Origin of the sequence: Nocardioides sp. NPDC057577 (assembly GCF_042801335.1) — a bacterium.
Classification (GTDB): Bacteria; Actinomycetota; Actinomycetes; order Propionibacteriales; family Nocardioidaceae; genus Nocardioides.
Window position 1 is genome coordinate 1 of sequence record NZ_JBHVGB010000026.1, and the last position, 24,054, is coordinate 24,054.

26 protein-coding genes, 2 tRNA genes and 1 pseudogene are annotated in these 24,054 nt (G+C 68.9%); 10 read left to right on the forward strand and 19 right to left on the reverse strand.

Annotated features, from left to right (window positions below):
- Nucleotides 1-36: 36 nt before the first annotated feature.
- Together ACFU7D_RS08000 and ACFU7D_RS08005 are read right to left on the reverse strand one after the other, a co-directional pair.
- Complete coding sequence (locus tag ACFU7D_RS08000; RefSeq protein ID WP_378865486.1) at nucleotides 37-798, reverse strand: SDR family NAD(P)-dependent oxidoreductase; 762 nt, start codon at nucleotides 796-798, stop codon at nucleotides 37-39.
- A 94-nt stretch (nucleotides 799-892) separates the two neighbouring features.
- Nucleotides 893-1,882 carry a MaoC/PaaZ C-terminal domain-containing protein gene (locus tag ACFU7D_RS08005; protein ID WP_378865489.1) on the reverse strand — a complete coding sequence of 330 codons (990 nt, stop codon included), beginning with the start codon at nucleotides 1,880-1,882 and terminating at the stop codon, nucleotides 893-895.
- Nucleotides 1,883-1,917: 35 nt separating this feature from the next.
- Here ACFU7D_RS08005 and ACFU7D_RS08010 point away from each other — a divergent pair, with 35 nt between their 5' ends.
- Nucleotides 1,918-2,841, forward strand: coding sequence for a 3-oxoacyl-ACP reductase (locus ACFU7D_RS08010; RefSeq protein WP_378865492.1), 924 nt, complete (start codon nucleotides 1,918-1,920; stop codon nucleotides 2,839-2,841).
- Entirely contained in the window at nucleotides 2,841-4,406 is a 1,566-nt protein-coding gene (locus ACFU7D_RS08015) for an AMP-binding protein (protein WP_378865495.1), read from the forward strand. Before ACFU7D_RS08010 ends, ACFU7D_RS08015 begins: the two co-directional genes overlap by 1 nt.
- Before the next feature lie 16 nt (nucleotides 4,407-4,422).
- On the opposite strand, the gene ACFU7D_RS08020 is transcribed toward ACFU7D_RS08015, so the two are convergent.
- From ACFU7D_RS08020 to ACFU7D_RS08080, 13 genes and pseudogenes are all read right to left on the reverse strand, one after another.
- Nucleotides 4,423-5,481, reverse strand: coding sequence for a 2Fe-2S iron-sulfur cluster-binding protein (locus tag ACFU7D_RS08020; RefSeq protein ID WP_378865498.1), 1,059 nt, complete (start codon nucleotides 5,479-5,481; stop codon nucleotides 4,423-4,425).
- 129 nt (nucleotides 5,482-5,610) lie between these two features.
- A complete protein-coding gene (locus ACFU7D_RS08025; RefSeq protein WP_378865501.1) occupies nucleotides 5,611-7,170 on the reverse strand; it encodes a sulfatase-like hydrolase/transferase in 1,560 nt (519 codons plus the stop codon).
- Between the two features lie 286 nt (nucleotides 7,171-7,456).
- Entirely contained in the window at nucleotides 7,457-8,278 is an 822-nt protein-coding gene (locus ACFU7D_RS08030; protein ID WP_378865504.1) for a trypsin-like serine protease, read from the reverse strand.
- Nucleotides 8,279-8,518: 240 nt separating this feature from the next.
- A complete protein-coding gene (locus ACFU7D_RS08035; protein ID WP_378865507.1) occupies nucleotides 8,519-9,295 on the reverse strand; it encodes a nucleotidyl transferase AbiEii/AbiGii toxin family protein in 777 nt (258 codons plus the stop codon).
- Nucleotides 9,296-9,420: 125 nt separating this feature from the next.
- Complete coding sequence (locus tag ACFU7D_RS08040; protein ID WP_378727830.1) at nucleotides 9,421-9,798, reverse strand: hypothetical protein; 378 nt, start codon at nucleotides 9,796-9,798, stop codon at nucleotides 9,421-9,423.
- A gap of 90 nt (nucleotides 9,799-9,888) precedes the next feature.
- Nucleotides 9,889-10,008: pseudogene (locus tag ACFU7D_RS08045) on the reverse strand (type IV toxin-antitoxin system AbiEi family antitoxin domain-containing protein); the annotation flags it as partial.
- Between the two features lie 371 nt (nucleotides 10,009-10,379).
- Nucleotides 10,380-10,452: transfer RNA gene (locus ACFU7D_RS08050), tRNA-Ala, on the reverse strand.
- A 43-nt stretch (nucleotides 10,453-10,495) separates the two neighbouring features.
- On the reverse strand, nucleotides 10,496-11,311 hold the full coding sequence (locus ACFU7D_RS08055) for a hypothetical protein (protein WP_378865510.1): 816 nt from the start codon (nucleotides 11,309-11,311) through the stop codon (nucleotides 10,496-10,498).
- Nucleotides 11,312-11,411: 100 nt separating this feature from the next.
- A complete protein-coding gene (locus tag ACFU7D_RS08060) occupies nucleotides 11,412-12,011 on the reverse strand; it encodes a GNAT family N-acetyltransferase (protein WP_378865513.1) in 600 nt (199 codons plus the stop codon).
- The gene (locus ACFU7D_RS08065) at nucleotides 12,008-12,487 is read right to left on the reverse strand and encodes a molybdenum cofactor biosynthesis protein B (protein WP_378865515.1); all 480 of its coding nucleotides are present in this window, start codon (nucleotides 12,485-12,487) and stop codon (nucleotides 12,008-12,010) included. Before ACFU7D_RS08065 ends, ACFU7D_RS08060 begins: the two co-directional genes overlap by 4 nt.
- A gap of 79 nt (nucleotides 12,488-12,566) precedes the next feature.
- Complete coding sequence (gene moaC / locus ACFU7D_RS08070; RefSeq protein WP_378865517.1) at nucleotides 12,567-13,037, reverse strand: cyclic pyranopterin monophosphate synthase MoaC; 471 nt, start codon at nucleotides 13,035-13,037, stop codon at nucleotides 12,567-12,569.
- Entirely contained in the window at nucleotides 13,037-14,245 is a 1,209-nt protein-coding gene (gene glp, locus ACFU7D_RS08075; protein WP_378865520.1) for a gephyrin-like molybdotransferase Glp, read from the reverse strand. The genes moaC and glp overlap by 1 nt, the downstream gene beginning before the upstream one ends.
- A 10-nt stretch (nucleotides 14,246-14,255) precedes the next feature.
- Nucleotides 14,256-15,632, reverse strand: coding sequence for a UTP--glucose-1-phosphate uridylyltransferase (locus ACFU7D_RS08080; protein WP_378865523.1), 1,377 nt, complete (start codon nucleotides 15,630-15,632; stop codon nucleotides 14,256-14,258).
- 77 nt (nucleotides 15,633-15,709) lie between these two features.
- On the opposite strand from ACFU7D_RS08080, the gene ACFU7D_RS08085 reads away from it, so the two are divergent.
- From ACFU7D_RS08085 to ACFU7D_RS08100, 4 genes are all read left to right on the forward strand, one after another.
- Nucleotides 15,710-16,273: a 5-formyltetrahydrofolate cyclo-ligase gene (locus tag ACFU7D_RS08085; RefSeq protein WP_378865526.1), complete on the forward strand. Its 564-nt coding sequence runs from the start codon at nucleotides 15,710-15,712 to the stop codon at nucleotides 16,271-16,273.
- Between the two features lie 59 nt (nucleotides 16,274-16,332).
- Nucleotides 16,333-16,605 (forward strand): FmdB family zinc ribbon protein, encoded by a 273-nt coding sequence (locus ACFU7D_RS08090; protein ID WP_378727801.1) that lies wholly within the window; start codon nucleotides 16,333-16,335, stop codon nucleotides 16,603-16,605.
- A 91-nt stretch (nucleotides 16,606-16,696) separates the two neighbouring features.
- Entirely contained in the window at nucleotides 16,697-17,356 is a 660-nt protein-coding gene (locus tag ACFU7D_RS08095) for an SAF domain-containing protein (protein ID WP_378865529.1), read from the forward strand.
- Between the two features lie 67 nt (nucleotides 17,357-17,423).
- Nucleotides 17,424-17,774 carry an MscL family protein gene (locus ACFU7D_RS08100; RefSeq protein WP_378865531.1) on the forward strand — a complete coding sequence of 117 codons (351 nt, stop codon included), beginning with the start codon at nucleotides 17,424-17,426 and terminating at the stop codon, nucleotides 17,772-17,774.
- A gap of 52 nt (nucleotides 17,775-17,826) precedes the next feature.
- On the opposite strand, the gene ACFU7D_RS08105 is transcribed toward ACFU7D_RS08100, so the two are convergent.
- Nucleotides 17,827-18,021, reverse strand: coding sequence for a hypothetical protein (locus ACFU7D_RS08105; protein WP_378865536.1), 195 nt, complete (start codon nucleotides 18,019-18,021; stop codon nucleotides 17,827-17,829).
- Nucleotides 18,021-20,114: an LCP family protein gene (locus ACFU7D_RS08110; RefSeq protein ID WP_378865539.1), complete on the reverse strand. Its 2,094-nt coding sequence runs from the start codon at nucleotides 20,112-20,114 to the stop codon at nucleotides 18,021-18,023. The genes ACFU7D_RS08105 and ACFU7D_RS08110 overlap by 1 nt, the downstream gene beginning before the upstream one ends.
- Before the next feature lie 203 nt (nucleotides 20,115-20,317).
- On the opposite strand from ACFU7D_RS08110, the gene ACFU7D_RS08115 reads away from it, so the two are divergent.
- A tRNA-Arg gene (locus ACFU7D_RS08115) sits at nucleotides 20,318-20,393 on the forward strand.
- Between the two features lie 8 nt (nucleotides 20,394-20,401).
- On the opposite strand, the gene ACFU7D_RS08120 is transcribed toward ACFU7D_RS08115, so the two are convergent.
- A complete protein-coding gene (locus tag ACFU7D_RS08120) occupies nucleotides 20,402-21,571 on the reverse strand; it encodes a saccharopine dehydrogenase family protein (protein ID WP_378865542.1) in 1,170 nt (389 codons plus the stop codon).
- A gap of 148 nt (nucleotides 21,572-21,719) precedes the next feature.
- Here ACFU7D_RS08120 and ACFU7D_RS08125 point away from each other — a divergent pair, with 148 nt between their 5' ends.
- Genes ACFU7D_RS08125 through ACFU7D_RS08135 form a run of 3 tightly spaced genes read left to right on the forward strand, consistent with a single transcriptional unit; the run spans nucleotide 21,720 to nucleotide 23,669 of the window.
- Entirely contained in the window at nucleotides 21,720-22,481 is a 762-nt protein-coding gene (locus ACFU7D_RS08125; RefSeq protein WP_378727807.1) for a response regulator, read from the forward strand.
- 31 nt (nucleotides 22,482-22,512) lie between these two features.
- Nucleotides 22,513-22,779 (forward strand): DUF2277 domain-containing protein, encoded by a 267-nt coding sequence (locus ACFU7D_RS08130; protein ID WP_378865545.1) that lies wholly within the window; start codon nucleotides 22,513-22,515, stop codon nucleotides 22,777-22,779.
- A complete protein-coding gene (locus ACFU7D_RS08135; protein WP_378865547.1) occupies nucleotides 22,779-23,669 on the forward strand; it encodes a Sir2 family NAD-dependent protein deacetylase in 891 nt (296 codons plus the stop codon). The genes ACFU7D_RS08130 and ACFU7D_RS08135 overlap by 1 nt, the downstream gene beginning before the upstream one ends.
- On the opposite strand, the gene ACFU7D_RS08140 is transcribed toward ACFU7D_RS08135, so the two are convergent.
- Nucleotides 23,655-23,921 (reverse strand): hypothetical protein, encoded by a 267-nt coding sequence (locus ACFU7D_RS08140; protein ID WP_091042652.1) that lies wholly within the window; start codon nucleotides 23,919-23,921, stop codon nucleotides 23,655-23,657. The genes ACFU7D_RS08135 and ACFU7D_RS08140 overlap by 15 nt on opposite strands.
- Between the last annotated feature and the right edge of the window lie 133 nt (nucleotides 23,922-24,054).

Sequence of the window (24,054 nt, forward strand, 5' to 3'; positions counted from 1 at the left end):
CTCCAGGAGTGGGGCGGCAGAGTCTTTCGTCGGAGATCAGCCGAAGAACGCCTGGCCACCGTCGAGCGGGATCGTGGCGCCGGTGAGGTAGCGCATGTCCTCGCCCAGGAGAGCGACGACGGCACGGCCGATGTCCAGCTCGCAGTCCCCGATCCGGCCCATCGGGATGGCGGCGACGAACTCCTCCGCCTCCTCGGGGTTCTGCTCCGTCCACCACTTCAACCCCGGCGAGAGCGCATGCGGGGCGATGCTGTTGGCACGGATCCCGTCGCGGGCCCATTCGACGGCCGCGGTACGGGTGAGGGCGCGGACGGCCTGCTTGGCGGCGGCGTACACGCCGTAGGTCGTCGGGTCCCAGCGCACCATCGCGGAGGTGACCAGGTTGACGATGTGGCCGCCGCCGCGGGCGACGAAGTGCGGGTGGCACGCCTTCATGAACGCCAGCGTCGCGAACGGGCCCGACGCGAAGCTCCGCTCGACGGCTTCGTCGTCGATGGTGAGCAGCGGCCCGTACGCACCGGAGTAGGCGTTGTTGACCAGGATGTCGACACCGCCCATCGTCTCGACGACCTGGGCGACGGTGGCCGGGATCGTGCTGGTCTCGGTGATGTCGCAGACGAACGGGACGGCGCGCACCCCGCGCTCCACGAGCAGCTCGCAGGTGGTCTCGAGCTTCGCCGCCGTACGACCGACGACAGCCACGTCCGCGCCCTCGGTCGCCAGTGCCAGCGCGATGCCTTGCCCGACGCCCTGCCCCGCTCCGGTCACCAGCGCGACCTTTCCCACCAGGGAACCCATCTCCAACCTCCTAGATCATGACCGCACGACGCGGCACGCAGTCATGATGGTTCTCGGCGGCGGGATCGGTAGGGGTCGTTACTGCTGAGCGGAATCAGCCGAAGACCGCCCGTGCGGCGGTGATGGCCGGCCCGCGTTCGGTGACCACGTCCAGGCCACCGTCGGCCCAGCCGCGGACGGTCAGCGGCTCGCCGGGGAACACGGGAGCGGCGAAGCGTCCCTCGAGCTGGGTCAGGTCGGCCGGGTGGGCGCCGGTCTCGCGCGCCGCGACGAGGGTCGCGGCCGACAGGGTCGCCAGGCCGTGCAGGATCGGTCGCGGCTGGTCGATGGCCGCCGCGGCCGCGGGGTCGACGTGGATGTGGTGACGGTCGCCGAGCAGCCGGTAGATCAGGGCCGCGTTGTCCGCGGTGGCGAGCTCGGTGCTCCACGCCGGAGCATCGTCCGGGGGCGACACCCGACCGGGGCCCCGATCGCCGCCGAACCCGCCCCGACCGGGGGCGAACAGCGACCAGGTGGCGACGAAGCGCTCGCTCTCGACAGCGAGGTCGTAGACCGCGGCCGCGCCCTTGTCCCAGACGCCGGTCACCCGCGCGGTCATGGTGATCTCGCCGCTGGCCGGCAGTGGTTTCAGGACGGTCAGCGCCTGAGCACCGTGCAGTGCCGTACGCGTGTCCCAGGCCCCGGCCGCACCGAGCACGTCCGGGGCCCACTGAGCGAGCGTGAGAGCGAAGCCGGGAAGCACCCGGAGCCGGTCCTCGAAGACGAGGTCGATCTCGTCCGGCCGGGCGCCGACGGCAAGGGCGAACAGGATCGGGTCCCGGTCGGACCAAGCGACCGTACGCTCGCCGACGGTCAACCCGATCCAGTCACCGGCCGGCGCACCGGCGCGGGGAAGAGCGCTCACGAGCGCACCCGTCGTGTCGATCTCGTACGCCATGGTGTTCCCGTTCTCGAGTCTCAGCACCAACAGACCCATCCTGCTGACGCGCGTGATACCGGTCGAGCCGCGCTCCCGCTCACCGGGCGCCGACCCGATGAGCGGGAGCACTGCTCGCGCCCGGGCGTTCGTCGTACCTATGGTCACGGGCGCCGACCCAAAGACCGACCGAAGGAGAAATCGTGGGCAACATCGACCTCACCGGCCGGACCGCCGTCGTCACAGGAGGAGGCGCCGGACTCGGCCGGGCCGAGGCGCTCGCCCTGGCCGGGCAGGGCGCCAACGTCGTCGTCAACGACATGGGCGACGCAGCCGACCAGGTCGTCGCCGAGATCGAAGCCCTCGGCCGCAAGGCGATCGCCGTCAAGGGCGACGTGAGCAGCTGGTCGATGGGCCAGCAGCTCGTCGACGCCGCGGTCGACACCTTCGGCAGCCTCGACGTCGTCGTCAACAACGCCGGCATCCTGCGCGACACGATGCTCTTCAACATGAGCGAGCAGCAGTGGGACGACGTGATCCGGGTCCACCTCAAGGGCCATGCCGCGGTCTCGCGGGCGGCGTCCGTCTACTTCCGCGCCGCCTCCAAGACCGCTGGCGGGCCAGTCTTCGGCCGGGTCGTCAACACCGCCTCCGAGGCGTTCCTCTTCGGGGCCGCCGGCCAGTCCAACTACGCCGCCGCCAAGGCGGGGATCGTGGCCCTGACCCTGTCGACCTCCCGCGGCCTGGAGCGCTACGGCGTGACCGCCAACGCGATCTGCCCGCGGGCGCGCACCGAGATGACCTCGCACGTCTTCGCCGAGGACGGCGACGCCGAGCGCCTGGACATCCTCGCCCCCGAGCGGGTGGCCTCCTTCGTCGGCTATCTCGCCTCCCCCGCATCCGCAGGCATCAGCGGCCAGGTCTTCGTCGTCTACGGGGACATGGTCGCCCTGATGGCGGCCCCGACGGTCGAGAACAAGTTCGTCGCGGCCGACGGCACGTTCTCCGTCGACGAGCTCGACGCCCAGCTCACGCCCTACTTCGAGGGCCGCTCTCCCTACCAGACCTACGCCGCGTTCAGCGTGGCGAAGCTGGACACCACCGGCATCGAGAACGTCGCCGGCTGATGACTCCCGCTGCCGACCCACGCACCGTCGCCGAGCTGATCGACGCGGGAGCGAGACGATTCGGTGACCGGCCGGCGCTCGTCGAAGGCGCTCGCACCTGGACCTACGCCGAGCTCGCCGAGGACGTACGCCGCACCGCGCGGGCCCACATCGCGACCGGAGTCCGCCCCGGTGACCGAGTGGCGATCTGGGCACCCAACCGGTCCGAGTACATCCTGGCGATGCTGGGCGCGCAACTGGCCGGCGCGGCCGTCGTGCCGCTCAACACGCGCTACCGCGGCCGCGAGGCGCGCGTCGTGCTCGAGCGGTCACGAGCGGTCTCGCTCGTCGTCGCGAACGGCTTCCTCGGCAACGACTACCTGGCGATGCTGCGAGAGTCCGCGCCCGGCAGCGGTCTCCGCCATCTGCGCACGATCGTCGATCTCGACGGCGGCACGAGCGAGGGGGTCCTGAACTGGCCGGACTTCGTGGCCGGAGCCGACCGGGTCACCACCGACGAGCTGGCGGCCGCGGAGGCGACGCTGACTCCGGACACGATGTGCGACCTGCTGTTCACCTCCGGCACCACCGGCGTACCCAAGGGCGTGATGAGCGCCCATCGGCAGACGTTGGGCGTCGCTCAGGTCTGGGCGGAAGGCGCCGGGCTCACCGAGCTCGACCGGTACGCCATCGTGAACCCGTTCTTCCACGGGTTCGGCTACAAGGCCGGGGTCATGGCCGCGCTCTCGTCAGGCTCCGCGATCCACCCGGTCGCCACCTTCGACCCCGAGCTGCTCATGGCTCAGGTCGAGCGTGAGCAGATCACCGTCCTCCCGGGGCCGCCCACGATCTTCATCACGCTGATCAACCATCCGCGACTCGCCGACTTCGACCTGTCCTCGCTGCGGTTCGCGGTCGCCGGGTCGGCCACCGTCCCGGAGACGCTCTTCGAGCAGATGCTCGACGTGCTCGGGTTCGACCAGGTGGCCCAGGCGTACGGACTCACCGAGTGCCTCGTCGCCACCCAGTCCCGGCCCCACGAGGACCCGCGTCACGTCGCCGACACCACCGGTCCCGCCGTGCGCGGGATCGAGGTGCGGGTGGTGGACGCGGCCGGCGTCGATGCGGCCCTCGGCGAGGACGGCGAGATCTGGCTGCGCGGCGAGAACGTCATGCTCGGCTACTTCGAGGACCCCGAGGCCACCGCCGAGGCCATCGACGGCGACGGCTGGCTGCACACCGGCGACGTCGGCCGGCTCGACGAGCACGGCTGCCTGAAGATCACCGACCGGATCAAGGACATGTTCACCGTCGGCGGCTTCAACGTCTACCCCGCCGAGGTCGAGAACGTGCTCACCGGCCACCCCGACGTCATCGAGGCCGCTGTGGTCGGCGTCGCCGACGAGCGGATGGGCGACGTCGGCCACGCCCACCTCCGGCTCCGTGCCGGTGCCGCACTCGACGACACCGGCCTGACGGCGTACTGCCGTGAGCGGCTGGCGAACTTCAAGGTCCCGCGGGCGTTCACGGTCGTGGAGGACTTCCCGCGCAACGCGAGCGGGAAGATCCTCAAGCACGCCCTCTGAGCCGTCGAGCTCCTCCTCAGCCGTAGGTGACCTTCACCGTGTCGGTGACCGGCACCGACTGGCAGCCCAGCCGGATGCCGTCGGCGAGGTCGTCCTCGTCGAGCACGTCGTTGCGGAGCATCTTCACATCGCCCGCGAGGAGCTGGACCGCGCAGGCGGAGCACTCCCCCTCACGGCAGGAGTACGGCGCCTTCACCCCCTTGCTCTCCAGGAAGTCGAGCAGCGTGGTGCCCGGGTCCCAGTCGTCGAAGATGCGCTCGCAACCGTCGAGCTCGACCTCGAGCTTCACCGGGGCTGCTGCGGTCTCGTCGACGGCGAGCGCAGGCTCCGGCTCGGTCCCCCGCTCGACGTGCCCGAACGGGTTCCCCCCGAGCGACACGAACTTCTCCTGGTGCCTCCGCTCACGCGGGAACCCGAGCTCCTTGAGCGCGGCCGTGACCATGCTCATGAACGGCGCCGGGCCGCAGACGAACGCATCGGAGGAGAGATGGTCCGAGGCGTACGCCTTCAGCTGCTCGATCGTCGGCAGCCCCTGGACCGACTCCAGCCAGTGGACCACCTGGAGCCGACCGGGATTCCGGGCCGCCAGCGCGGCCAGCTCGGTGGCGAAGATGACCGAGTCCTGGTCGCGGTTGGCGTAGAAGACCACGATCCGGCCGTTGCCCTCCGACAGCGCAGCCCTCGTGATCGACATGATCGGGGTGACGCCCGAGCCGGCGGCGAAGAGCAGCAGGTCACGGTCGTACGAGGCCGGGGTGAAGATGCCGGAAGGCGGTAGCACCCGCAGCGTGTCGCCGACCCCGAGCTTGTCGCAGATCCAGTTCGAGGCGTACCCATCCACCGTGCGCTTCACCGTGACCGTCAGGTATCCGCCGTCGTAAGGGCTGCTCGACAGCGAATAGCAGCGGGCCGCTATATCGGTGGTGTCGCTCGGAACGGCGACCGTCAGGAACTGGCCGGGCCGGTAGGCGAACGCCTCTTCCGCACCTGCCGGCACGGCAAAGCGGATCGACTTCGCGTGCTCCGTCTCGTCGACGATGTCGACGATCTCCAGAACGAAGGACTCGGTGTCCAAGGATCTCCCCTAGCGCGGTTGAGAGGGTGGCGACGATGCTGCCACCGACCGCCCGCCGGACCCGGTACGCCTCCCGCCCACCGGAAGCCACCGCTCACGAATCGGCGGGTCACGCCGGGACGTGCCCGGCTAGCTTGTCCTCGGGGTGATCAGCGTGGCTGCGTACGTCTTCGGGCACGTGCCGCCCGCGCAGGCGCGATACTTCGCATCGAGTGCCTTCAGATGGGCAACGACCTTGGCGTAGCTCGGGTCCCCGGCCAGGTTGCGCGTCTCGTACGGATCGACCGCGCGGTCGTAGAGGACGGGCACACCGGTCGCGGTGACGGTGATGTAGGTGTAGCGCCCGTACCGGATGCCGCGATACTTGCTCGTCGTGCCGCCCGCGGTCGGCCAGGCCGCCACTGGGATCGGCCGGTAGAGCGTCTTGCCGGCCTTCACGCTCGCCGCGAGCACCCGGGTGATGTCGACCCCGTCCTGGGTCCGCCCCGGCGTCGCCCGCCCGAGTGCGGCGACCGTGGTCGCGATGTCCGGGTTGCCGACCGCGGAACCGACCTTGGTGTTCTTCGGGATCCCGGGCCCGACCATGATCAGTGGGATCCGCATGGACTGCGAGGACTCCCACAGCTTGCCCTGCCTGTTGTGGTGCCCGGTGGTGTAGCCGTTGTCGCCCGAGAAGATGATGACGGTACGCCGGTACTGCCCGCTGTTCTTCAGATGAGCGATCGTGCGGGCGACCGCCCGGTCGACCGACTGCGCCGCCTCGATCCGCTGCTGGTAGACGTAGCGCATGACCCGCTTCTGGGCTGCCGTGTAGGGCTTCCCCGCAGTGACCTGGCCGCGCCCGGCGTAGAACATGTCGGGCGTCTTCGGCAGCTCGAGGCCGCGGAAGCGCCCCTTGTCCGGACCCATCGGCCGGGTGTTCTCCAGCCACAGCGACGGCTGACCGGGGTAGCGCTTCTTCGGGTCGCTGGCCTCGACCGGGCCGCCCACATGTGGCGCCACGTAGTTGACCCACAGGAACCATGGCTTCTTGCCGCCCACGTTGGTCCCGGCGCGCTTGATCATCTTGATGCTGCGGTTCTGCAGAGCGACCGAGCTGTAGAGGCCCGGCGACTGGATCGTCCCGTTGCTGTTGAACTTCGGACTCAGCAGGTTGTAGGTCGACGGATCGATCGTCGCCTGCCAGTCATCCCACCCCGGCTCACCGTTGGAGTGGCGCTCCGAGCCCTTGCCGTAGTTGTTGAGGTACTTCCCGAGGAACATCGTGCGATAGCCGGCCCTGTCCATCCACACCGGAAGCGTGTTCCGGCGCCCCGTGAAGCCGGTGTAGCCGCCGTGGGTCCCCGAGATCGACCAGTTCTTGTGGTTGTGCGCATACTTCCCGGTCAACAGGCTCGCCCGCGCCGGCACGCACAACGGCGTCGGCGCCACCGCATCGGTGAACGTCGTCCCCTGCTGCACCAGCAGCCTCTGCACGTGCGGCATGTACCTGATGTCGGTCGCCGCCAGGTCATCGACGTTGATCATCAACACGTTCGGCCGCCCCGACTCCAACCGACCAGGAAGCGCCGCCGCTTCTGCCGTCGACGTCGGCCCGCACAGCACCCCCACGGTGCTCGCCACCGCCACCGTTGCGATCGCAACCCGCCCACGCCGGAGGATGCCGCCCAGCCGTACTTCAGAGCTCAACGTCCGACCCGCTTCGACCTTGCGTCACTCCCGCGGGCAGCAGCGAACATGCGATGACATGGGATATTCAACGAGACTCCGGCACAGAATCGGACAGATGGAAGGCGTCTCCGATCCCGAGCCGGCGAGCAAGAAGAAATTTACCCTCCGGGGGCATTTCCCGCAGGGCGTTCAGCACCCTTTAACACCTGCCCATCGGCCGATCTCGCCATGCCTGGACGCGGATCGCATGTCCGGTGCCCACTGGCGGGTGCTTGTCCGGCCGACCGGTATTGGCGCAGCGAGCTCAGGGCAGGTTCACGAACCCGGCGAGGAAGTCGCGGGCGGCTGGGGTGTCCACCCGGTAGGTCACGTCGATGGCCTTGCAGAAGGTGTCGCCGGTAACCGTGATGGACGCCACGACGTCAGTCTCGGTTGCTCCGGCGCCGAGGAAGTGCGGCCCTCCGGAGTCCCCGGAACAGGTGCCCCCGTCGCCGGTGGCCTGGTTGGCCGACAGGGTCAGCCAGGTGCTGGTCAGCGATGCCGGGGTCTGGACGGCGAATCGTCGCTCGTTGTTGTCCAGGATCCCGGCAGGCCCTCCCTTGCGGGTTTCGCGGACCGCCCCGTAGCCGACGGTTGTGAACTCCGTGCTCCTCAGCTGGTGTGCGGCCTTGAGGTCATCCAGGAGGCCGGCTTCGGGGAGCTGGGCCGGCTGGATCCCGACGGGGTCGTCGAACACGATCACCGCGATGTCGTGCGGCTCGGAGCGGCCGCCGGCCCCGGAGTAGCCGTAGTCGGGGTGAGTGTGTGCGGTGCCGCGGTGCAGGGTCATGCCCGGGCCGACCTCGTCGTCGAAGGTCACCGCGGCCTCGCCCTCGCCGACGCCTTGCGCGTCGAGGAAGGCGGTGCAGTGCGAGGCGGTCAGGAACACGGTCTGCGAGATCAGGGTCCCCGAGCACGCCTGGTCCAGCGCACCGTCCCCGTCGAAGTCGTAGACCAAGCTGCCCACGGCCGGATGCCGACCCTGGTCGGGCGCCCCGTACACGATGGCAGCCGCCGGTGACACCACCGCCAGCACTACCGCGCTTGCCGCCGAGACCACCAGTGCGGACCGAAGCCAGGCCCCCATGATTCGCTCCGCTAGTCGCGGTGTGTCGTTGCGCCCCGAGACTCTTGCAGCATGCCCGGCGCAGCTCTTCGGCGTCATGCCCCATTTGGGGCGATCTGTCCGGGCAGCGGCGAGATCCTCTCCACCCACCAGATCGAACCCGAGAAGAGCGACTGGCGACACACGCAAGCCCGGGCCGATGGCCCGGGCTTCCTGTCGCGCAAGTCGCGACTCAGGGGTCACCTCTGTCGCGACCAGAGTTCAGGACCATCCCCGGGCCTCAGCCCGCCACTGCGCAGTACCTATGGCATCCGCACTCAACACCGGGTCGGCGAACCGGACCGCCATCGCCACGACGTCCTCGAAGGTCGCAGGGAGATGCTCGCCATCAGCACCCAGGCCGCGTCGATACGCGACGTACGCGGAGGCCCTGACCCTCACCAGGTCACCGATGGCGTCAGACAACGGCCTGACTTCGACGCCTCGGAAGGCCATGGTGGCAGCGACCGCCGTACGCACCTCGGCGCGGCCGAGGTCATGGGTCGTGACGAGCGTGTAGATGTCGGCCCAGTCCCGCACTCTCGTGCTCGCAGGCCCGAGGTCGATCGCGGTCGAGATCTTCTCCGCGAGCACGGTTGCGATCGGATAGCCCAAGATCCGCACCGGCGCCGTGCCGGGCCGCAGCGCCGGAAGCTCGACCACCGACGGCTCCGGGGTGACCGGGTCTCCGAAGTTGATGTCCAGCTTGAGCTTCAACCTTGCCGTACCAAGCGCCGCATCCATGGTCACGCGGACCCCGGAATAGAGCGCATCGTCTCGGATCATCGCCGCCTTGACGGTCTCGGTCAGGTAGATGACTCCGTCGTCAGGGTCGGCCAGACCCGCGATCTCGACGACACGGGCCGCGACAGCGCTCTCATCGGCCGGCATGTTCCGAGCCAACGCGTCCGCATCGGTGGTCGGGCGTCGGCTCCCGAAGCTCGCCAGGAGCATCCCGCCCTTGAGGACGAAGTCACCGGCGTACGGCGATGTGCTCATCCGGGCCAGCCATCGCTCCACGACATACATCGTCAACAGGTCCTGGGTACGTCTGCGCTCCCGACGGGCACGATTCTGCAGATCCAGGTAAGCGCGCCCCGCGGCGGTCTCTCGCGTCGCTCGACTCATCGTGCCCCCGCGATGTCCAGCGCCAAGCGCACTGGCCCCACCGCACCCAGGACGCTGGCGTACTCCAGCACCCTCCCCGGCTTCGCACCTGGCGATGCCAAGTATCTGTTCAGCACCGTGTGTGCCAACGGCTCACCAAGTCGGTGCCGCAGACGCATCAAGTCCACCACCGTCCGCGCGGAGTCGTAGATTCGCGTGTATTCATCCGGGGCGACCTCCATCCGCGTGAGTCCGACCTCAAACGTCTCAGCATCGAACCGGAACACCGTGGTCGGCGGATAGGCGATGCGCACCGGATGCCGTCCGGAGGAGACCGCGATCTGGACCGCCGGCTCCATCTCATCAGTGAGTCCGTGTGCCACCGCTGCGCTCACGCAACACACGATCGCGTGCGGGGCCCGCATCCCAACCGCCAACAGATCAGGAAACGAAGGCTGCGGAGCATCCGCGTGTCGGAACACACCCCGCGAGAGCTCGATGACGTCACCCTCGTCCCGCCATCGATACAGGTCCCGCGGATGCACTCCTGACCGCAGGGCCGCCCGCGTCGTGAATGTCACCGGAAGTGACTCCAAACCCGTCATGGATAAAAACCATACACTCTCAAAGAGAGGGTGTATGGTTTTTATCCATCCTCACAGGCCCGCACGGACGCGTCAGAACCTGACATCTTCGTAGAAGCGACCACGCCGTAGCTTTCATGAAAGCGAGCGGGCACAGGCCGAGGTGGCGCCTGGGTCACGAGTCGATCGCGACCACGAATCTCTACCTTCACTTCCTCGGCACGGGTGCCGATGCTGCGGGCCTGGATCGGCTCAACGACACGGGCCACAGGGTGCTCGGAAGCCTCCCGGGGGACCAGGGGGGCACATGACGAGGAGACCGGCGAATGACCAAGCAAGAAACCCGGCTCTCACCGCCGTGTTGTGGCTGGTCAGAACCGGGTTTCTACTCGTGGAGCTGAGGGGATTCGAACCCCTGGCCTTCTCATTGCGAACGAGACGCGCTACCAACTGCGCCACAGCCCCAAGCGATGAGAAACGTTAGCACCTCGTCGCGGGTGTTACCCAATCAGGAGCCCGTGGCGCGACCGCGTTCTGCCTCGGCGGCCTCGGCGGCGGCACGCTCGGCTTCCTCGGCCTGGCGGACGAGCTCGGAGTCGGCAGCGTTGCGGCCCGAGCTCCACACGCCGGTGGCGTCGAGGTCGATGGTGCGGACGGTGCGGCGCGGCGCGGCCTCCTTGGAGACGTACGTCGGCAGCGGGGTCTCCACCGGCTTCCAGGAACCCGCGGGGAGGTGCTCGCCGGTGTCGTCGTGCTCGACGACGGCTACCAGGTCGCCGGTGTCCTGGTCGATGTCGAAGGTGACCCGGGGCGGGGCGACGGGCTCCGGCTCGGGCAGGTCCTCGGGGAACGGGATCCGTGCCCAGACCTCCCGCTGGTGGCGGACGCTGAGCCGGCAGGTGACCAGCCAGGCGACAACCAGGCCGGCTGGGATCGCGATCCAGACCGGACCGAAGACCCCGAAACCAGCGAGAGCGCCGACCACGGCCAAGCCGAGGACCAGCACTCCCAAGACGATCGAGCGGCGCTTGGCCGCGGCGCGAGCCGCACGGCGGCGTACGGCCATCGGGACGGCTCGCGGTACAGGCTCCGCGGCTGCCTCGGCCTCCGCCTCAGGCTTCGCCGACTTCTCGGTCACCAGATCGGTGGAGTCCTTGCCGGTGGCTTCTCGCCGAGCGAGGATCCGGCGGGACTTGGAGATGGCGGCGCTGGCCCGGCTCTTGGTCCCGTCCTCTGCCGCCGCCGACTGTTCGAGCGCTTTGGGCACCAAGTACACCGCCCACGCCACGGCGAGGGCGACGAAGATGAGTGCGCTCGGGTCCACGTTAAGAAGCGTAGGAGCCATTACCAGCCCGTAGGCGGACGTGCAGTGGTGTGTCGCGTGTGACTTGTGTGATTTCAGCAGGACACGCCGAGTCAATGCCTCATTCAGGTGACAAACCGAGCCTGGCCAGCATTCCTTGGTGACATTCTTCAACCGTTATCGCGAAGATACGGTGATCTCTCCAGGCCCCGTCGATATGCAGAAATCGGGGCGCATATCCGATCTCGTCGATGCCCAGTTTCTCCACGACGCGGAGCGAGTTGGAGTTCTCCGGGCGGATGCAGATCTCGACCCGGTGCAGCCGCGCGGTGGTGAAGCAGTGGTCGATGACCAGCGCCACCGCCAGCGGCATCACGCCGCGGCCGGCGAAGCCCTGGTCGATCCAGTAGCCGATCGAGGCGAACTGCGCGGAGCCCCGCACGATGTTGTTGACCGTGACCTGACCAGCGAAAACACCGTCGACCTCGATCGCGAACGGATAGGTCACGCCACGCTTGGCCTGACGCCGAAGACGACGTACGAGGCTGGCGAACGTCGTGGGCCGCGCGCTCGAACCCGGGGGAACGGTCGCGTCCCACTGATGCAGCCAGGCCGCCGAGCGGCGGCGCGCCTCGGTCCATGCCTTGGCATCGGTGCGGTCGAGAGGGCGTAGGGTCACCGCGCCGTGGGAGAGGACGGCGGGCCAGCCAGGATCGGTCACCGGTGGTCGCTTCCCACAGACTGTTCAACGGCGTGAGGCAGCACCGGACGCAGCACGTCGATCGCATCCTTCACGCCACCCCGGGACCCGGGAAGGTTCACCACCACGCACGCTCCGATCTGACCGGCCAGACCGCGGGACAGTAGCGCCGTCGGGATCCCCTTGGCCACTCCGGCCGCCCGGATGCCCTCGGCGATACCGGGGATCTCGCGGTCGAGCAGCGGACGGGTCACCTCGGGGGTGCGGTCGGTCGGGGTCAGCCCCGTGCCTCCGGTGGTGAGGACGACCCGCGCACCCTCCCCGGCCGCGCGGGCGATCGCGTCGCCGACCGGGGCGCCGTCGCGTACGACCTCGGGAGGGCCGGCCACGAATCCGAGCTCTTCCAAGAAGGCCACCAGGAGGGGGCCGGTGGTGTCCTCGTAGACACCCGCCGAGGCGCGGTTGGAGGCGACAACGACGGTCGCTTTCAGACTCATCGGGCGACCTCCGTAGCGCAAGCGCCAGGATACGGACGCCGCCCGACGAGGTATTCGATGGTCGCTCGCTGGCGCTCGCTCATCGGGCGAAGTCTCCCGACTTTCCACCGGTCTTCGTCTCGACGCGGATATCGGTGATGACCGCCCGTTTGTCGACCGCCTTGATCATGTCGACCACGGTGAGGCCGGCGACGGCGACTGCGGTCAGCGCCTCCATCTCGACACCGGTGCGGTCGGTGGTCTTCACGGTCGCGGTGATCTCGACGGCGTCGTCGCTGACGCTCAGCTCGACCTTGACGCCGGAGACGGCCAGCGGGTGGCACAGCGGGATCAGGTCGGGGGTCTTCTTCGCGCCCATGATCCCCGCGATGCGGGCCACAGCGAGCGCATCACCCTTGGGTACGCCCTCGCCACGGAGCAGCGCGATGACCTCAGCTGAAACCAGCACCCGCCCGGATGCGGTCGCGGTGCGGGTCGTGACCGCCTTCTCGGAGACGTCGACCATCCGGGCCGCGCCGGTCTCGTCGACATGGGTGAGTCGGTCGGCCATCAGAACTCCACGTCCAGCTCGATCACGTCCACCTCGGCGTCCTTGTCCAGCGAGGTCGTCTCCGGCGGGATGACGATCAGGCAGTTGGCGCCGGCGAGATCCCCGATCAGGTGCGAGCCCGGGCCACCGATGGGCGAGACGCCGGCACGGGAGCCGTCGTACCAACCGCGGAGGTACTGCTCCTTGCCCTTCGGGGAGCGCACCGGGTGGGTCAGGGCGGCGCGACGTACGGGCCGGGCCTCGGGGGTCATGCCCATCAGCCGGCGCAGCGCCGGGAGCACGAAGAGCTCGAAGGAGACGAACGAGGAGACCGGGTTGCCGGGGAGGCAGAGGACCGGCACCCGCTCCTCGCCGATCCGGCCGAACCCCTGCGGCTTGCCCGGTTGCAGGTTCACCGGGCCGAACCAGACACCCTCCGGGGTCAGCGCCTCCTTGACCACGTCGTAGTCGCCCATCGAGACGCCGCCGGAGGTGACCACCAGGTCGGCACGGACGAGCTGGTCGGAGAGCGCGGTCATGAACGCCCGCGGCTCGTCAGGGACGATCCCGACGCGGTACGCGATCGCGCCGGCCCGGCGGGCGGCGGCGGCCAGGAGGAAGGAGTTGCCGTCGTAGATCGAGTCGTGGCCGAGGGTCTCGCCGGGCTCACGCAGCTCGGTGCCGGTCGAGAGCACCACGACCCGGGGGCGTGGGCGCACCGCGACCTGGGCACGGCCGACGGAGGCGATCAGACCCAGATGGCGCGGGCCGAGCACCGTGCCCGCGGGGATGAGCAGGTCGCCCTTGGCGACGTCCTCGCCCGCGTAGCGAACGTGCTGAGCCTCCTCCGGCGTCTGCCGGATCTCGACCTCGGCGATGCCGCGGTCGGTCCACTCGTACGGCACGACCGTGTCGGCACCCGTCGGCAGCGGAGCGCCGGTCATGATCTTCGCCGCCGCACCCGGCGGGAGCGCCAGCAGCGAGGCCTGGCCGGCACCGATCTCACCGAGCACCGGCAACCGCACCGGAGCCTCTGCCGAGGCGCTCGCGACATCGGCGTAGCGGACCGCGTAGCCGTCCATCGAGGAGTTGTCGAAGCCCGGCAGCGAGACCTCGGCATGGATGTCCTCGGCCACCGCCAGCCCGAGGCAGTCCATCAGGGGCTGCGGGTAGGCCGACATCGGCTCGAGGTCGGCCAGGATTCGCTCGCGGTACTCGGCGGGGGTCACCCCGCCAACACTAGTCGGAGAGGACTGTGGCCGGAGCGACGCGTTCGGCGTTGGCACCGTCGAGCGAGACCGCGCCGATGACCTGGACGCCCTTGCCGAAGGTCCAGTCGCCGTTGACGGTGAGCGAGGCGGCCTGGCGCAACGACGGCGCGCCTTCGGGGAAGCGCTCGTCGAAGTTCGCGACGTACTTGTAGTAGTCGCCGTCCAGGTCGATGAACGGCACCACGTCGGCGACCTGGTCGAGCACGAAGTTCTCGCCGATGTCGTAGACGTCGGAGCGGAGGACGAGGAGGTCGTTGGTCGTCTTGACCGGGACGAACCGGTCGCGGCCGACCTCGATCAGCTGCGAACCCTCGAAGACCTCGATCGCGGCGCCCATGGCGGTCTCGATCTGGACGACCTTAGGGGTCTTCGGGTCGGCGGGGTCGACGGTCTTCTCGTTGCGGATCAGCGGCAGGCCGAGGATGCCGTCGCGCTCGGAGAGGACCTTCTTGAGCGCCTTGAGGTCGAACCAGATGTTGTTGGTCGAGCAGTACTTGTGGCGGTTGAGGTCCTGCAGCGTCACCTTGTCCGCGTCCAGCGTCTGCGCCGTCTCACGCAGGATCAGGCGGCCGTCGGACTTACGGCGCGCGAAGTGACCGCCCTTGCGGTCGCTCGGGGTGCGGCGTACGGCCTCGATGGCGAAGGGGGCACCGGACTTGGCGAACCAGCCGGCGACCTTCTCGTCGGGGACGGCGCCGAGGTTGTCGGAGTTGGAGACGAAGACCCGCTCGTAGCCCTGCTCGATGAGCTGGTCGAGGAGCCCGGTGTCGAGCAGGGCGGTGTAGATGTCTCCGTGGCCGGGCGGGCACCACTCGAGCTCGGGGTCCTTGGGCCACTCGACCGGGCTCAGGTCGTCGACGAGCAGGCGCGGCTCGCGGTTCTGCAGGAACTCCAGCGGCAGACCCTCGACCGGCAGGTCCTGGTAGCGCTCGAGCGCGGCCAGACTGTCCTCGGAGGTGCGGAAGGAGTTCATCAGCAGCAGCGGGAGACGTACGTCGTACTTCTCGCGCATGTGCAGGATCTGGCGGGCGATCACGTCCAGGAAGCTCAGGCCCTTGCGCACGCACAGCAGCGACTTCGCGCGGTCCATGCCCATCGAGGTGCCGAGGCCGCCGTTGAGCTTGATCACCGCGGTGGTCGAGATGGCGGCGTGCGCCTCCTCGTCGGTGACCTCGACATCGCTGATCGACGGGATGTCGACCGGCTCGATCGTCTCCTCCGGGATCATCCCGGTCTCACCGTGCTCGAGCTGGCGGTAGTAATGTGCGAAGGTCTGCACCGCGACGTCGTCCACGCCGGCATCGCGCATCTTCGCCATTGCCTTGGCCAAACCTGGGCTACCCATAGAGGAAAGCCTAGGCTGTCGTTGTGTCGGGTTCACACACCCCTCCGGGTTCTGATGGTCCAGCCCCCGCTGACTTCGTGGGGCGCAAGACTGCCTTACGCGACCAGTTGTTGACTACCCGGGGGCGCATCGGGCTCCCCCACCTGGGTTCGCTGGCGCGCTCCCTGTCGCAGGTGGTCACTGATATTCCAGACGTACGCAGCGCCGCAACGGTTGCGCTCTACGTCTCGATCGGCACCGAACCCGGCACCGGACCTCTTATCGACGAGCTGGACGCAGCCGGGAAACGCATCCTGCTGCCCTGTCTTCTACCGGACAACGACCTGGACTGGGCCCTCTACGACGGAGAGCTGGTCCGGGCGCCTCGGGGCCTGCTGGAGCCCGGCGGGGAGCGATTGGGGGTCTCCGCGGTCACCGGTGCCGACGTCGTGCTCGTCCCCGGCCTGGCCGTCGACTCGCACGGGCATCGGATGGGACGGGGCGGCGGTTCCTACGACCGCGTCCTGGCTCGGGTGCCGGCCGGAACGTTCACCTGCATCCTTCTCTATCCGTGGGAGATCGACGTCGCGGTGCCGGTCGAGGCGCACGACCGGGCGGTGGGAGCGGTCGCGAGCGCGGAGGGAATGCGGCGCTTCTCCTAGGCGTTCGCTAATATTGGCAGTCGCGCCCGTCGAGTGCCAGATTCTGTTCTAGGAGAAACGTGCCCACCTATCAGTACGCCTGCACCGAGTGCGGCCACGCCTTCGACCAGTTCCAGAGCTTCAGCGATGCCTCGCTGACCGAGTGCCCCGAGTGCGGGGGCAAGCTGCGCAAGGTCTTCAGCGCCGCCGGCGTCGTCTTCAAGGGCTCCGGCTTCTACCGCACCGACTCCCGCTCCGGGTCCTCCTCGTCGACGTCGTCCACGTCCTCGACGACATCGTCCTCGAGCACCTCCTCCTCCCCGGCGCCCGCCTCCTCCGGCTCCTCGGACTGAAGCACCTAGTTATCCACAGAGCTGTCCACAGGCCCTTGGGCGCTGTGGATAGCGAGATGCGGGAATCGCGCGGGCGACTTAGCGTGCCCGCATGTTCACTCGAATCACGTCCTTCTCCCGCCGCGTACGCCGCGGGGTCCTCGCCCACCGACGCCTGCTGGCGTTCCTGCTGACCGCCTCCGCGGTCGCGGTCGGGTTCTCGGCCACCCGACCGGACCCACCCGACACCTCGACGATGGCGGTCGCCTCCCGAGATCTGCCGGTCGGCACGGTCCTCACCGCCGCCGACCTCACCGACGTCTCGACCGACCCCGCCAACGTGCCCGTCGACATCGCCGAAGCGCCGCTCGGTGAGCGCCTCGCGGCTCCCCTACGGCGCGGCGAGCCCGTCACCGACGTACGTCTCGTGGGTCCTGAGCTGACCGAGGGACACCCCGACCTGGTGGCCGTTCCTGTCCGGCTTCCCGACGCCGAGATGGCCGGATTGCTGCATGTCGGCGACACCGTGGACCTCTATGCCACCGACCCCGCCACCGCCGAGACCGCTCAGGTCACCACCGACACGCTGATCCTCAGCCTCCCTCAAGCCGCGGAGACGAGCCGGGATGATTCCATGGCACAGGGAAAGACCGAAGGGTTTGGCGTCACGAACGCTTCGGCGGGGCGTCTGGTCATCGTCGGAGTCGCCGAGGACAGCGTCGAGGACGTCACATCAGCAGGGGTGGGTGGCTACCTCACCTTTGCGTACTGACGGCCAACGCACGCCATATCCGGGGTCTCCTTCACCTCACACAATGAGCAACAGGAGAAAGCAAGACATGGACGGTTTCAAGAAGTTCCTGCTCCAGGGCGACCTGATCAAGCTAGCGGTCGCCTTCATCATGGGTGCCGCGTTCGCCTCAGTGGTGACAGCCACCGTCACGGTGATCATGGATCTGATCGGCAAGCTCGGCGGCACGCCCGACTTCTCGGGTTGGACGCCCGGCGGGGTCCACCTCGGCGACTGGTTCACCGCGGTGATCGCCTTCCTCATCATGGCCGCGGTCGTCTACTTCATGATCGTGAAGCCCTACACCGCCGCCAAGGAGCGCTACTTCCCGGACCCCGACCCGGGCGAGACCGAGATCGACATCCTCAAGCAGATCCGCGACAGCATCGCCGTTCGCTGACGCATTCGCGCCAGAACGGATTGCCTCGGGCTCCGCTTCGGCAGGTGCCGTCTCACCCACCGTGGTGAGGCGGCACCTGCGATTTCAGCCATCGATCCGACGCCGACTCCTCCGACTCCGCCGACGAGTCCCGCTCGTCGCTGGTCGTCTCGGGGAGTACGTCACCGAAGATCCGCGCCAGCCGCTGCTTGCGCTTCCACTCCGGCTCCTCGGGCGCTTCCGGTTCGGGCGAGGTGTCCTCAGCCATCAACAGAGTCCCGCACGCTCGCGTGCCGCCTTCGCATCTTCGGCGATCTGGGCGAGCTCCTCCTCGGAGGCACCGCTGCTGGCACCGCCCGAGGCGGTGTCCGACGACTCGCCGGACGCGGCCTCGTCGCCCGGTGACGTTTCCGCGGTCTCACCGTCGGTCGCGGTGTCATCCGGAGCTGCGTCGCCTTCATCCGAGCTCTTGCTCTTCTTGCCCGAGGCCTCGCCGGCGTTGAGCGCCCCCGCGGCGATCTTCTTGGTCAACGGCTTGTCGTTCGCGATCGCCCTGAAGACGTTCTTGGCCTTCTCCTCATCGAGGACGACTGTCGCCTCAGGGTTCTGAGGATCGGCGACCGTGGGGATGGTGAGGAACTTGATGTTCTCCATCCCGATGCTCTGGAATCCAGCGCCGATCTTCGCCATTGCGTCGAGGTTGTCCTTGAGACCCTCGTCCATCGTCAGGCCCTTGGTCGCGGCGTTCAGGAAGCTGAGCACCTTCGTGGGACTGGACAGGGTGTCGCCGGAGAGCAGCTTGGCCGCCATAGACCCGATGAAGGCCTGCTGGCGTTTGGACCGGTCGAGATCGCCACCGTCTCCGAGGCCATGCCGCAAGCGCACATAGTTGAGCGCCTGCTTGCCGGTCAGCGTCTGATCACCAGCGTCGAAGTGAGCGCCGGTGTACTTGTCGTCGACCTCTTCGGGAAGGCAGACGTCGACCCCGTCGATGGCATCGACCATGCCCTTGAAGCTCGCGAAGTCCACCACCACCAGATGGTTGACGGTGATGTCGCACTTCTCGCCGCACATCTCGTCGGCCACGGACTCGAGCTGAGTGATCGTGCAGGTCGGACCGGCGGTCGCGTAGGCAGCATTCCACCGCACGTACTCGGCCGGTGCCGTACTTCCGTCCTCGGTCTTGCACGAGGGTCGGTTCACCATCGTGTCGCGCGGGATCGAGACGCCGTAGGCGAACTCACGGTTCGCGGAGAGGTGCAGCAGGATGTTGGTGTCCGAACCACCACCGCTCTCACCGTCGACGCCACATCCCTTGCAGTCGCGACTGTCCGAACCCATCACGAGGATGTTGATCGGTTCCTTCGGGCCGACATCAGCAGCCTCTTCGCCGAGGCTGACAGTGTTGATGTTCGAGGTGAGGGACCTGTAGGTATAGACCGCGAACAGCCCGACGACCAGAGCCAGCACGAGCAGCGAGGAGCCCAGGACCTGCCACACGCTGATCCGGGGCTTGTCGCGGTCCTCGCGCTCGTCCTCCGGATAGGGGGCGTAGGGCTGCTGGTAGCCGCCCTCGGGCGGATAGTCGTCATAGGACTCGTCGTCATAGCCCGCTGCGTACGCGGCGTCTCGGCGCCCCGGCGCGGGATAGGCCTCGTGGCGGGCCTCGTGCAGCTCATCGCGGGAGGACGTACGACCTCGGGGCCGGTCGGCCGGATCAGGCCGAGGCGCGACAGCGGTCGCGCCGGGGTCGTTCCAGTCGAACTCGCGAGCAGCAGGCGGGGCGAGCTGCTGGTCGGGGGCCTTGGGCGAGGGAGGAGCGGGGTGAGGATCCTGGCGATACCACTCCGGCGCAGGCGCGACCGCGGTCTCCTCCGCGGAGGGAGCCGGCGCCGGCGGCGGTATTCGGCGCGCGGGGCGCGGGGTCTCGCGCAGCGGCGGGGCTACGGCCGTCGCGTCCGGGGCGTTCCACTCCTGGGGCGCGGGCACGGGCGCGGCGGGCGCCGGCGACGGACCCGAGCTACCACGGCCCAACGCCTGATAGCGCTCGGCCCGGGTCGGCTCTCTACGCACCGGTTCGGCGCGCGGCTGCTCGACGGCGGGCGGATCGGGCTGCGCCGGCTCCTGACGCGCGGCCCGACGGCCACCGCCCGACGATCCCGGCCCGGGAGGCGGCGGCGACACGAACTCTGACTGCTGCGCCGCGGACTGCGGACGCGCGGCCCGACGGCCACCACCGGGCTCCGCGGACGGCTGGTCGGTCGGTACGTCGGCGACCCGAGCACCACGGCCGGACTGAGTCCCTCCGGACTCGTCGCTCGCAGGGCCGTCGGCGCCGTACATCCACTCGAATCCGGACACGCCGGAGCCTGAATCCGCACCCCCACGTCGGGGAGGCATGGAGGAGTCAGGCATAGGTCACCGTCATTCGTCGCTTGTCTTCGGGGGGATTCGGGCTGAGTCGACGGTGACTCAACCTACGCGAGCGACCCAAGTCTGGCCCCTGACCGCATCGAACCCCAAACCGTAGTATTACCCGCCACCATGGCAAGATATCCGCGAATGCCCCAGTAGCTCAGTGGATAGAGCAGCCGCCTCCTAAGCGAAAGGTCGCAAGTTCGACTCTTGCCTGGGGCACCACGACAACCTCAAGCGACGACCTCGAACCGGATCCCTGCGGCCTGGAGCCGCTCGAGCAGCGCATCGCCCATCGCCACCGCCGTGGTCACCGACCCGGCGGTCTCGGGAAGCGTGTCGAAGGCGAGGCAGAGCGCCGACTCGGCGAGCATCTTCGCCGTCTCGGTGTAGCCCGGGTCGCCTCCGGAGACCTTGGTGTGGATCTTCCGGCCGCCGGACTCGGCGACGAAGTCGACCGTGAACCACGACTTCTCCCGCCGGCCCTCGGATGGTCCGGTGCCCTGCTTGACCCGCTCACCGAGCTTGGACCGCAGCGGCGGCACCTGCATCGCGAGGGCGAGGGCGCCGACGCCGACCGCGCCGCCGACGGCGTACCTCAGCGTCTTGGTCCCGGCGAAGTGCGAGTAGGTGAAGGCAGGTCCGTACGCCTCCAGAGCCCGCCCGGAGCGGGCGACGATGAACGGGTCGATGGTCGGCAGCGGCAAGAGCCAGTAGCCCAGCTCGCGGTCGCGGCCCAGGCTGGGCTTCGCCGCGCGCGACCTACGCCCCACCGGCCGCTCCTCGAGCGCCCGGCGCTCGCGCGAGGCCGCCGCCATCTCCCGAGGCCGGGACATCTGTCCCAGCGCCGAGTGGAAGGTGCCGCCGGAGAAGGTGGCGTTGGAACGGACGACGCCCTTCATCGTCAGCGGCCCGGTGAGCTCGCCGCCGGCGGCGAGCTCGCGGACCGTGAAGAAGGCGCCGAGGTCGTGCGGGATCGAGTCGAACCCGCAGGCGTGCACGATCCGGGCGCCGTTGGCGCGGGCGGTGGCGTCGTACTTCACGAACATCCGGTCGACGAACTCGGGCTCTCCGGTCAGGTCGACGTAGTCGGTGCCGGCCTCGGCGCAGGCCTTGACCAGCGGTTCGCCGTACTCCAGGTAGGGCCCGACGGTGGTGATCACGACGCGAGCACGAGCCGCGAGCGCGGCCAGCGACGAGGAATCGTGCACATCGGCCTGGAGGAGCTCGACGTCGGCGGAGCCGAGCGCGTCGCGGACGGCCTCGAGGCGCGACAGGGAGCGTCCTGCAAGCGCCCACCGCAGTCCCTCGGGCGCATGCTCGGCCAGATATCCGGCGACCAGACCGCCCGTGAATCCGGTCGCGCCGAACAGGACGATGTCGAGATCGCGGGAAGACGTCATAACCGCTACCTTTCCAGAAGCAACGAAATCCGAGACGGCACGGGCCTCTCAGTGATCAAATGTTGCATCAATAGGGATACTCTTGAGCGGTTTCTTTCGGCATCATCCCCAACGACGAGATGAGTGAGACGAGCCTGTGGGCGACGCGGTGATCAGCGTTCTGCTGGCCGACGGCCACGACGTCGTGCGTGTCGGCGTGCGTACGGTCCTGCAGCCCGAGCCGGGCATCGAGGTCGTGGGTGAGGCCCGCACCGCCGCCGAGGCACGCATGCTGATCGCGACGCTCCGTCCCGACGTACTCATCATGGACGCCCACCTGCCCGACGCCTCGGGCGTGGCGCTGTGCCGCGAGGCGCTGGCGATGAAGAGCGACATCCGCTGCCTGATCCTGGCCACCGACGCCGACGACGAGGTGATGAGCCAGGCGATCATGGCCGGTGCGGCCGGTTACGTGCTCAAGCAGATCGAGGCGACGAGCCTGGTCTCCGGCGTACGCCTGGTGGCCAGCGGCCACACCCTCTTCGACCCCGAGGCGGCCGCCAAGGTGGTCCAGAACGTCGAGCAGCGCCGTCGGATGCACGAGGTGGTCGCCGACCTGACCCCGCAGCAGCGACGGATCCTGGTGCTCCTCGCCGAGGGCATCTCCAACCGCCAGATCGCCGACCGCCTGGTGCTGGCGGAGAAGACCGTGAAGAACCACATCACCGGTCTGCTCGCCAAGCTGGGCGTCAGCCACCGCACCCAGGCCGCTCTGATGGCGAGCCAGCTGCTCGAGGAGGGCGTCGTGCCGCGGCCGGCTCCCCCGGCCGACGACCTGCGGCAGCCCAAGGGAACCGCGCCCAACGGCGGGCCGATCCCCCCGCATCCGCGCGGCCAGGCCCCCTCCCACGCCCCCGGCCGATCCCGATAGCCGTCGCGCCGATCCAGGTACCGTGGACGGCATGTGCCGCAACATCCGCCCGCTCCACAACTTCGAGCCGCCCGCCACCAACGACGAGGTCGCCGCAGCCGCCCTGCAGTTCGTACGCAAGGTGAGCGGCACGGCCAAGCCTTCGGCCGCCAACCAGGAGGCCTTCGACCACGCCGTCGCCGAGATCGCCCACATCACCCGGCATCTCCTCGACGATCTGGTCACCAACGCCCCCAAGAAGAACCGTGAGGTCGAGGCCGCGAAGCGCAAGGCTCGCGCCGAGGCGAGGTACGCCTGATGCCGATCGCCCCCGGGGCGATCGCAGAGGAGTCGTACGCAGCGGCCCTGGCCCTCCTCCAGGACCGGCGCCTCGTGGTGCTGACCGGGGCCGGCGTCTCGACCGACTCGGGCATCCCCGACTACCGCAGCCCGGGCAGTCCGTCACGGCAGCCGATGACCTACCAGCAGTTCATCTCGGGGCCACAGGAGCGGCAGCGCTACTGGGCGCGCAGCCACCTCGGCTGGCGGCGGATGGGCAGCGCGGTGCCGAACGCCGGCCATCGCGCTCTGGCCGCGATCGACCCCGAGCTGCTGATCACCCAGAACGTCGACGGTCTGCACGAGCAGGCGGCGCCGGAGCTGGCCCGGAGCGGTCGGATCGTGACGCTGCACGGCCGGGTGAGCGACGTGATCTGTCTGTCCTGCCGCACGCTGAGCCCGCGCCGCGAGCTCCAGGAGCGGATGGAGGCGCACAACGCGGGTTGGGCCGAGGCGCACGCGGACGTGGAGACCCGGCCGGACGGTGACGTCGCGCTCGAGGAGACCCAGGACTTCGTCGTGCCCGACTGCGAGATCTGCGGTGGCATCCTCAAACCGGACGTCGTCTTCTTCGGCGAGAACGTCCCCAAGGACCGGGTCGCCCGGTGCATGGCGGCGGTCGACGCGTTGGCGGGCCCGGGAAGCTTTGAGCTCCGCGGCGAGCGGCACGAGGGGGAGGGCGTGCTGCTCGTCGCGGGCTCGAGTCTGGCGGTGATGAGTGGCTATCGGTTCGTGCGCCGGGCGGCGAAGGCCGGGATCCCGGTCGTCATCGTGAACCGCGGCGCCACCAGGGGCGATGGGGAGGCTGCGTACAAGCTGGAGGTCGGAACCAGCGAGTTCCTCACCACCTTGGCATCACGCAGAGCGTGACTGCGGCAGGTCGGCCATCCGACCGGCGGCCTCGTCGACGGAGAGTCTGGCACCGATGAAGAAGTGGTAGACCGGGCCTTCGTCGATCAGCAGCACCTTGGCGCTGTGGTAGTCGCCGCCGAGGTCGGTGAGCACGATCTCCTCGCCGCGCTCGAGGTGACGGGTCAGGCCGGTGTCGGTGTGGTGGACGGCGACTGGGCGGAACGTCTCATCCAGCTCGCGGCCGCGAGCGGGCAGATGAACGACCTCCATAGAGCTCTCCCCTCCGGAGACCCCCGCAAGTCTCGACATGACAACTGCTGAAGGTCTCGCTCCAGCAGGTCTTGCACGTCAAACATAAGCATCTAGGACGTAATCGGTCCAGAGTCGTGTGCCAGATTCTGCC

Excerpts from the sequence above, each read along its gene's own strand:
- ACFU7D_RS08130 (WP_378865545.1), top strand. The coding sequence starts at position 22,513 with ATGTGCCGCAACATCCGCCCGCTCCACAACTTCGAGCCGCCCGCCACC.
- ACFU7D_RS08105 (WP_378865536.1), bottom strand. The coding sequence starts at position 18,021 with ATGGCTGAGGACACCTCGCCCGAACCGGAAGCGCCCGAGGAGCCGGAG.
- ACFU7D_RS08065 (WP_378865515.1), bottom strand. The coding sequence starts at position 12,487 with ATGAGTCTGAAAGCGACCGTCGTTGTCGCCTCCAACCGCGCCTCGGCG.
- ACFU7D_RS08035 (WP_378865507.1), bottom strand. The coding sequence starts at position 9,295 with ATGAGCACATCGCCGTACGCCGGTGACTTCGTCCTCAAGGGCGGGATG.
- ACFU7D_RS08100 (WP_378865531.1), top strand. The coding sequence starts at position 17,424 with ATGGACGGTTTCAAGAAGTTCCTGCTCCAGGGCGACCTGATCAAGCTA.
- ACFU7D_RS08140 (WP_091042652.1), bottom strand. The coding sequence starts at position 23,921 with ATGGAGGTCGTTCATCTGCCCGCTCGCGGCCGCGAGCTGGATGAGACG.
- ACFU7D_RS08000 (WP_378865486.1), bottom strand. The coding sequence starts at position 798 with ATGGGTTCCCTGGTGGGAAAGGTCGCGCTGGTGACCGGAGCGGGGCAG.
- ACFU7D_RS08135 (WP_378865547.1), top strand. The coding sequence starts at position 22,779 with ATGCCGATCGCCCCCGGGGCGATCGCAGAGGAGTCGTACGCAGCGGCC.
- ACFU7D_RS08015 (WP_378865495.1), top strand. The coding sequence starts at position 2,841 with ATGACTCCCGCTGCCGACCCACGCACCGTCGCCGAGCTGATCGACGCG.
- ACFU7D_RS08120 (WP_378865542.1), bottom strand. The coding sequence starts at position 21,571 with ATGACGTCTTCCCGCGATCTCGACATCGTCCTGTTCGGCGCGACCGGA.
- moaC (WP_378865517.1), bottom strand. The coding sequence starts at position 13,037 with ATGGCCGACCGACTCACCCATGTCGACGAGACCGGCGCGGCCCGGATG.
- ACFU7D_RS08095 (WP_378865529.1), top strand. The coding sequence starts at position 16,697 with ATGTTCACTCGAATCACGTCCTTCTCCCGCCGCGTACGCCGCGGGGTC.
- ACFU7D_RS08080 (WP_378865523.1), bottom strand. The coding sequence starts at position 15,632 with ATGGGTAGCCCAGGTTTGGCCAAGGCAATGGCGAAGATGCGCGATGCC.
- ACFU7D_RS08030 (WP_378865504.1), bottom strand. The coding sequence starts at position 8,278 with ATGGGGGCCTGGCTTCGGTCCGCACTGGTGGTCTCGGCGGCAAGCGCG.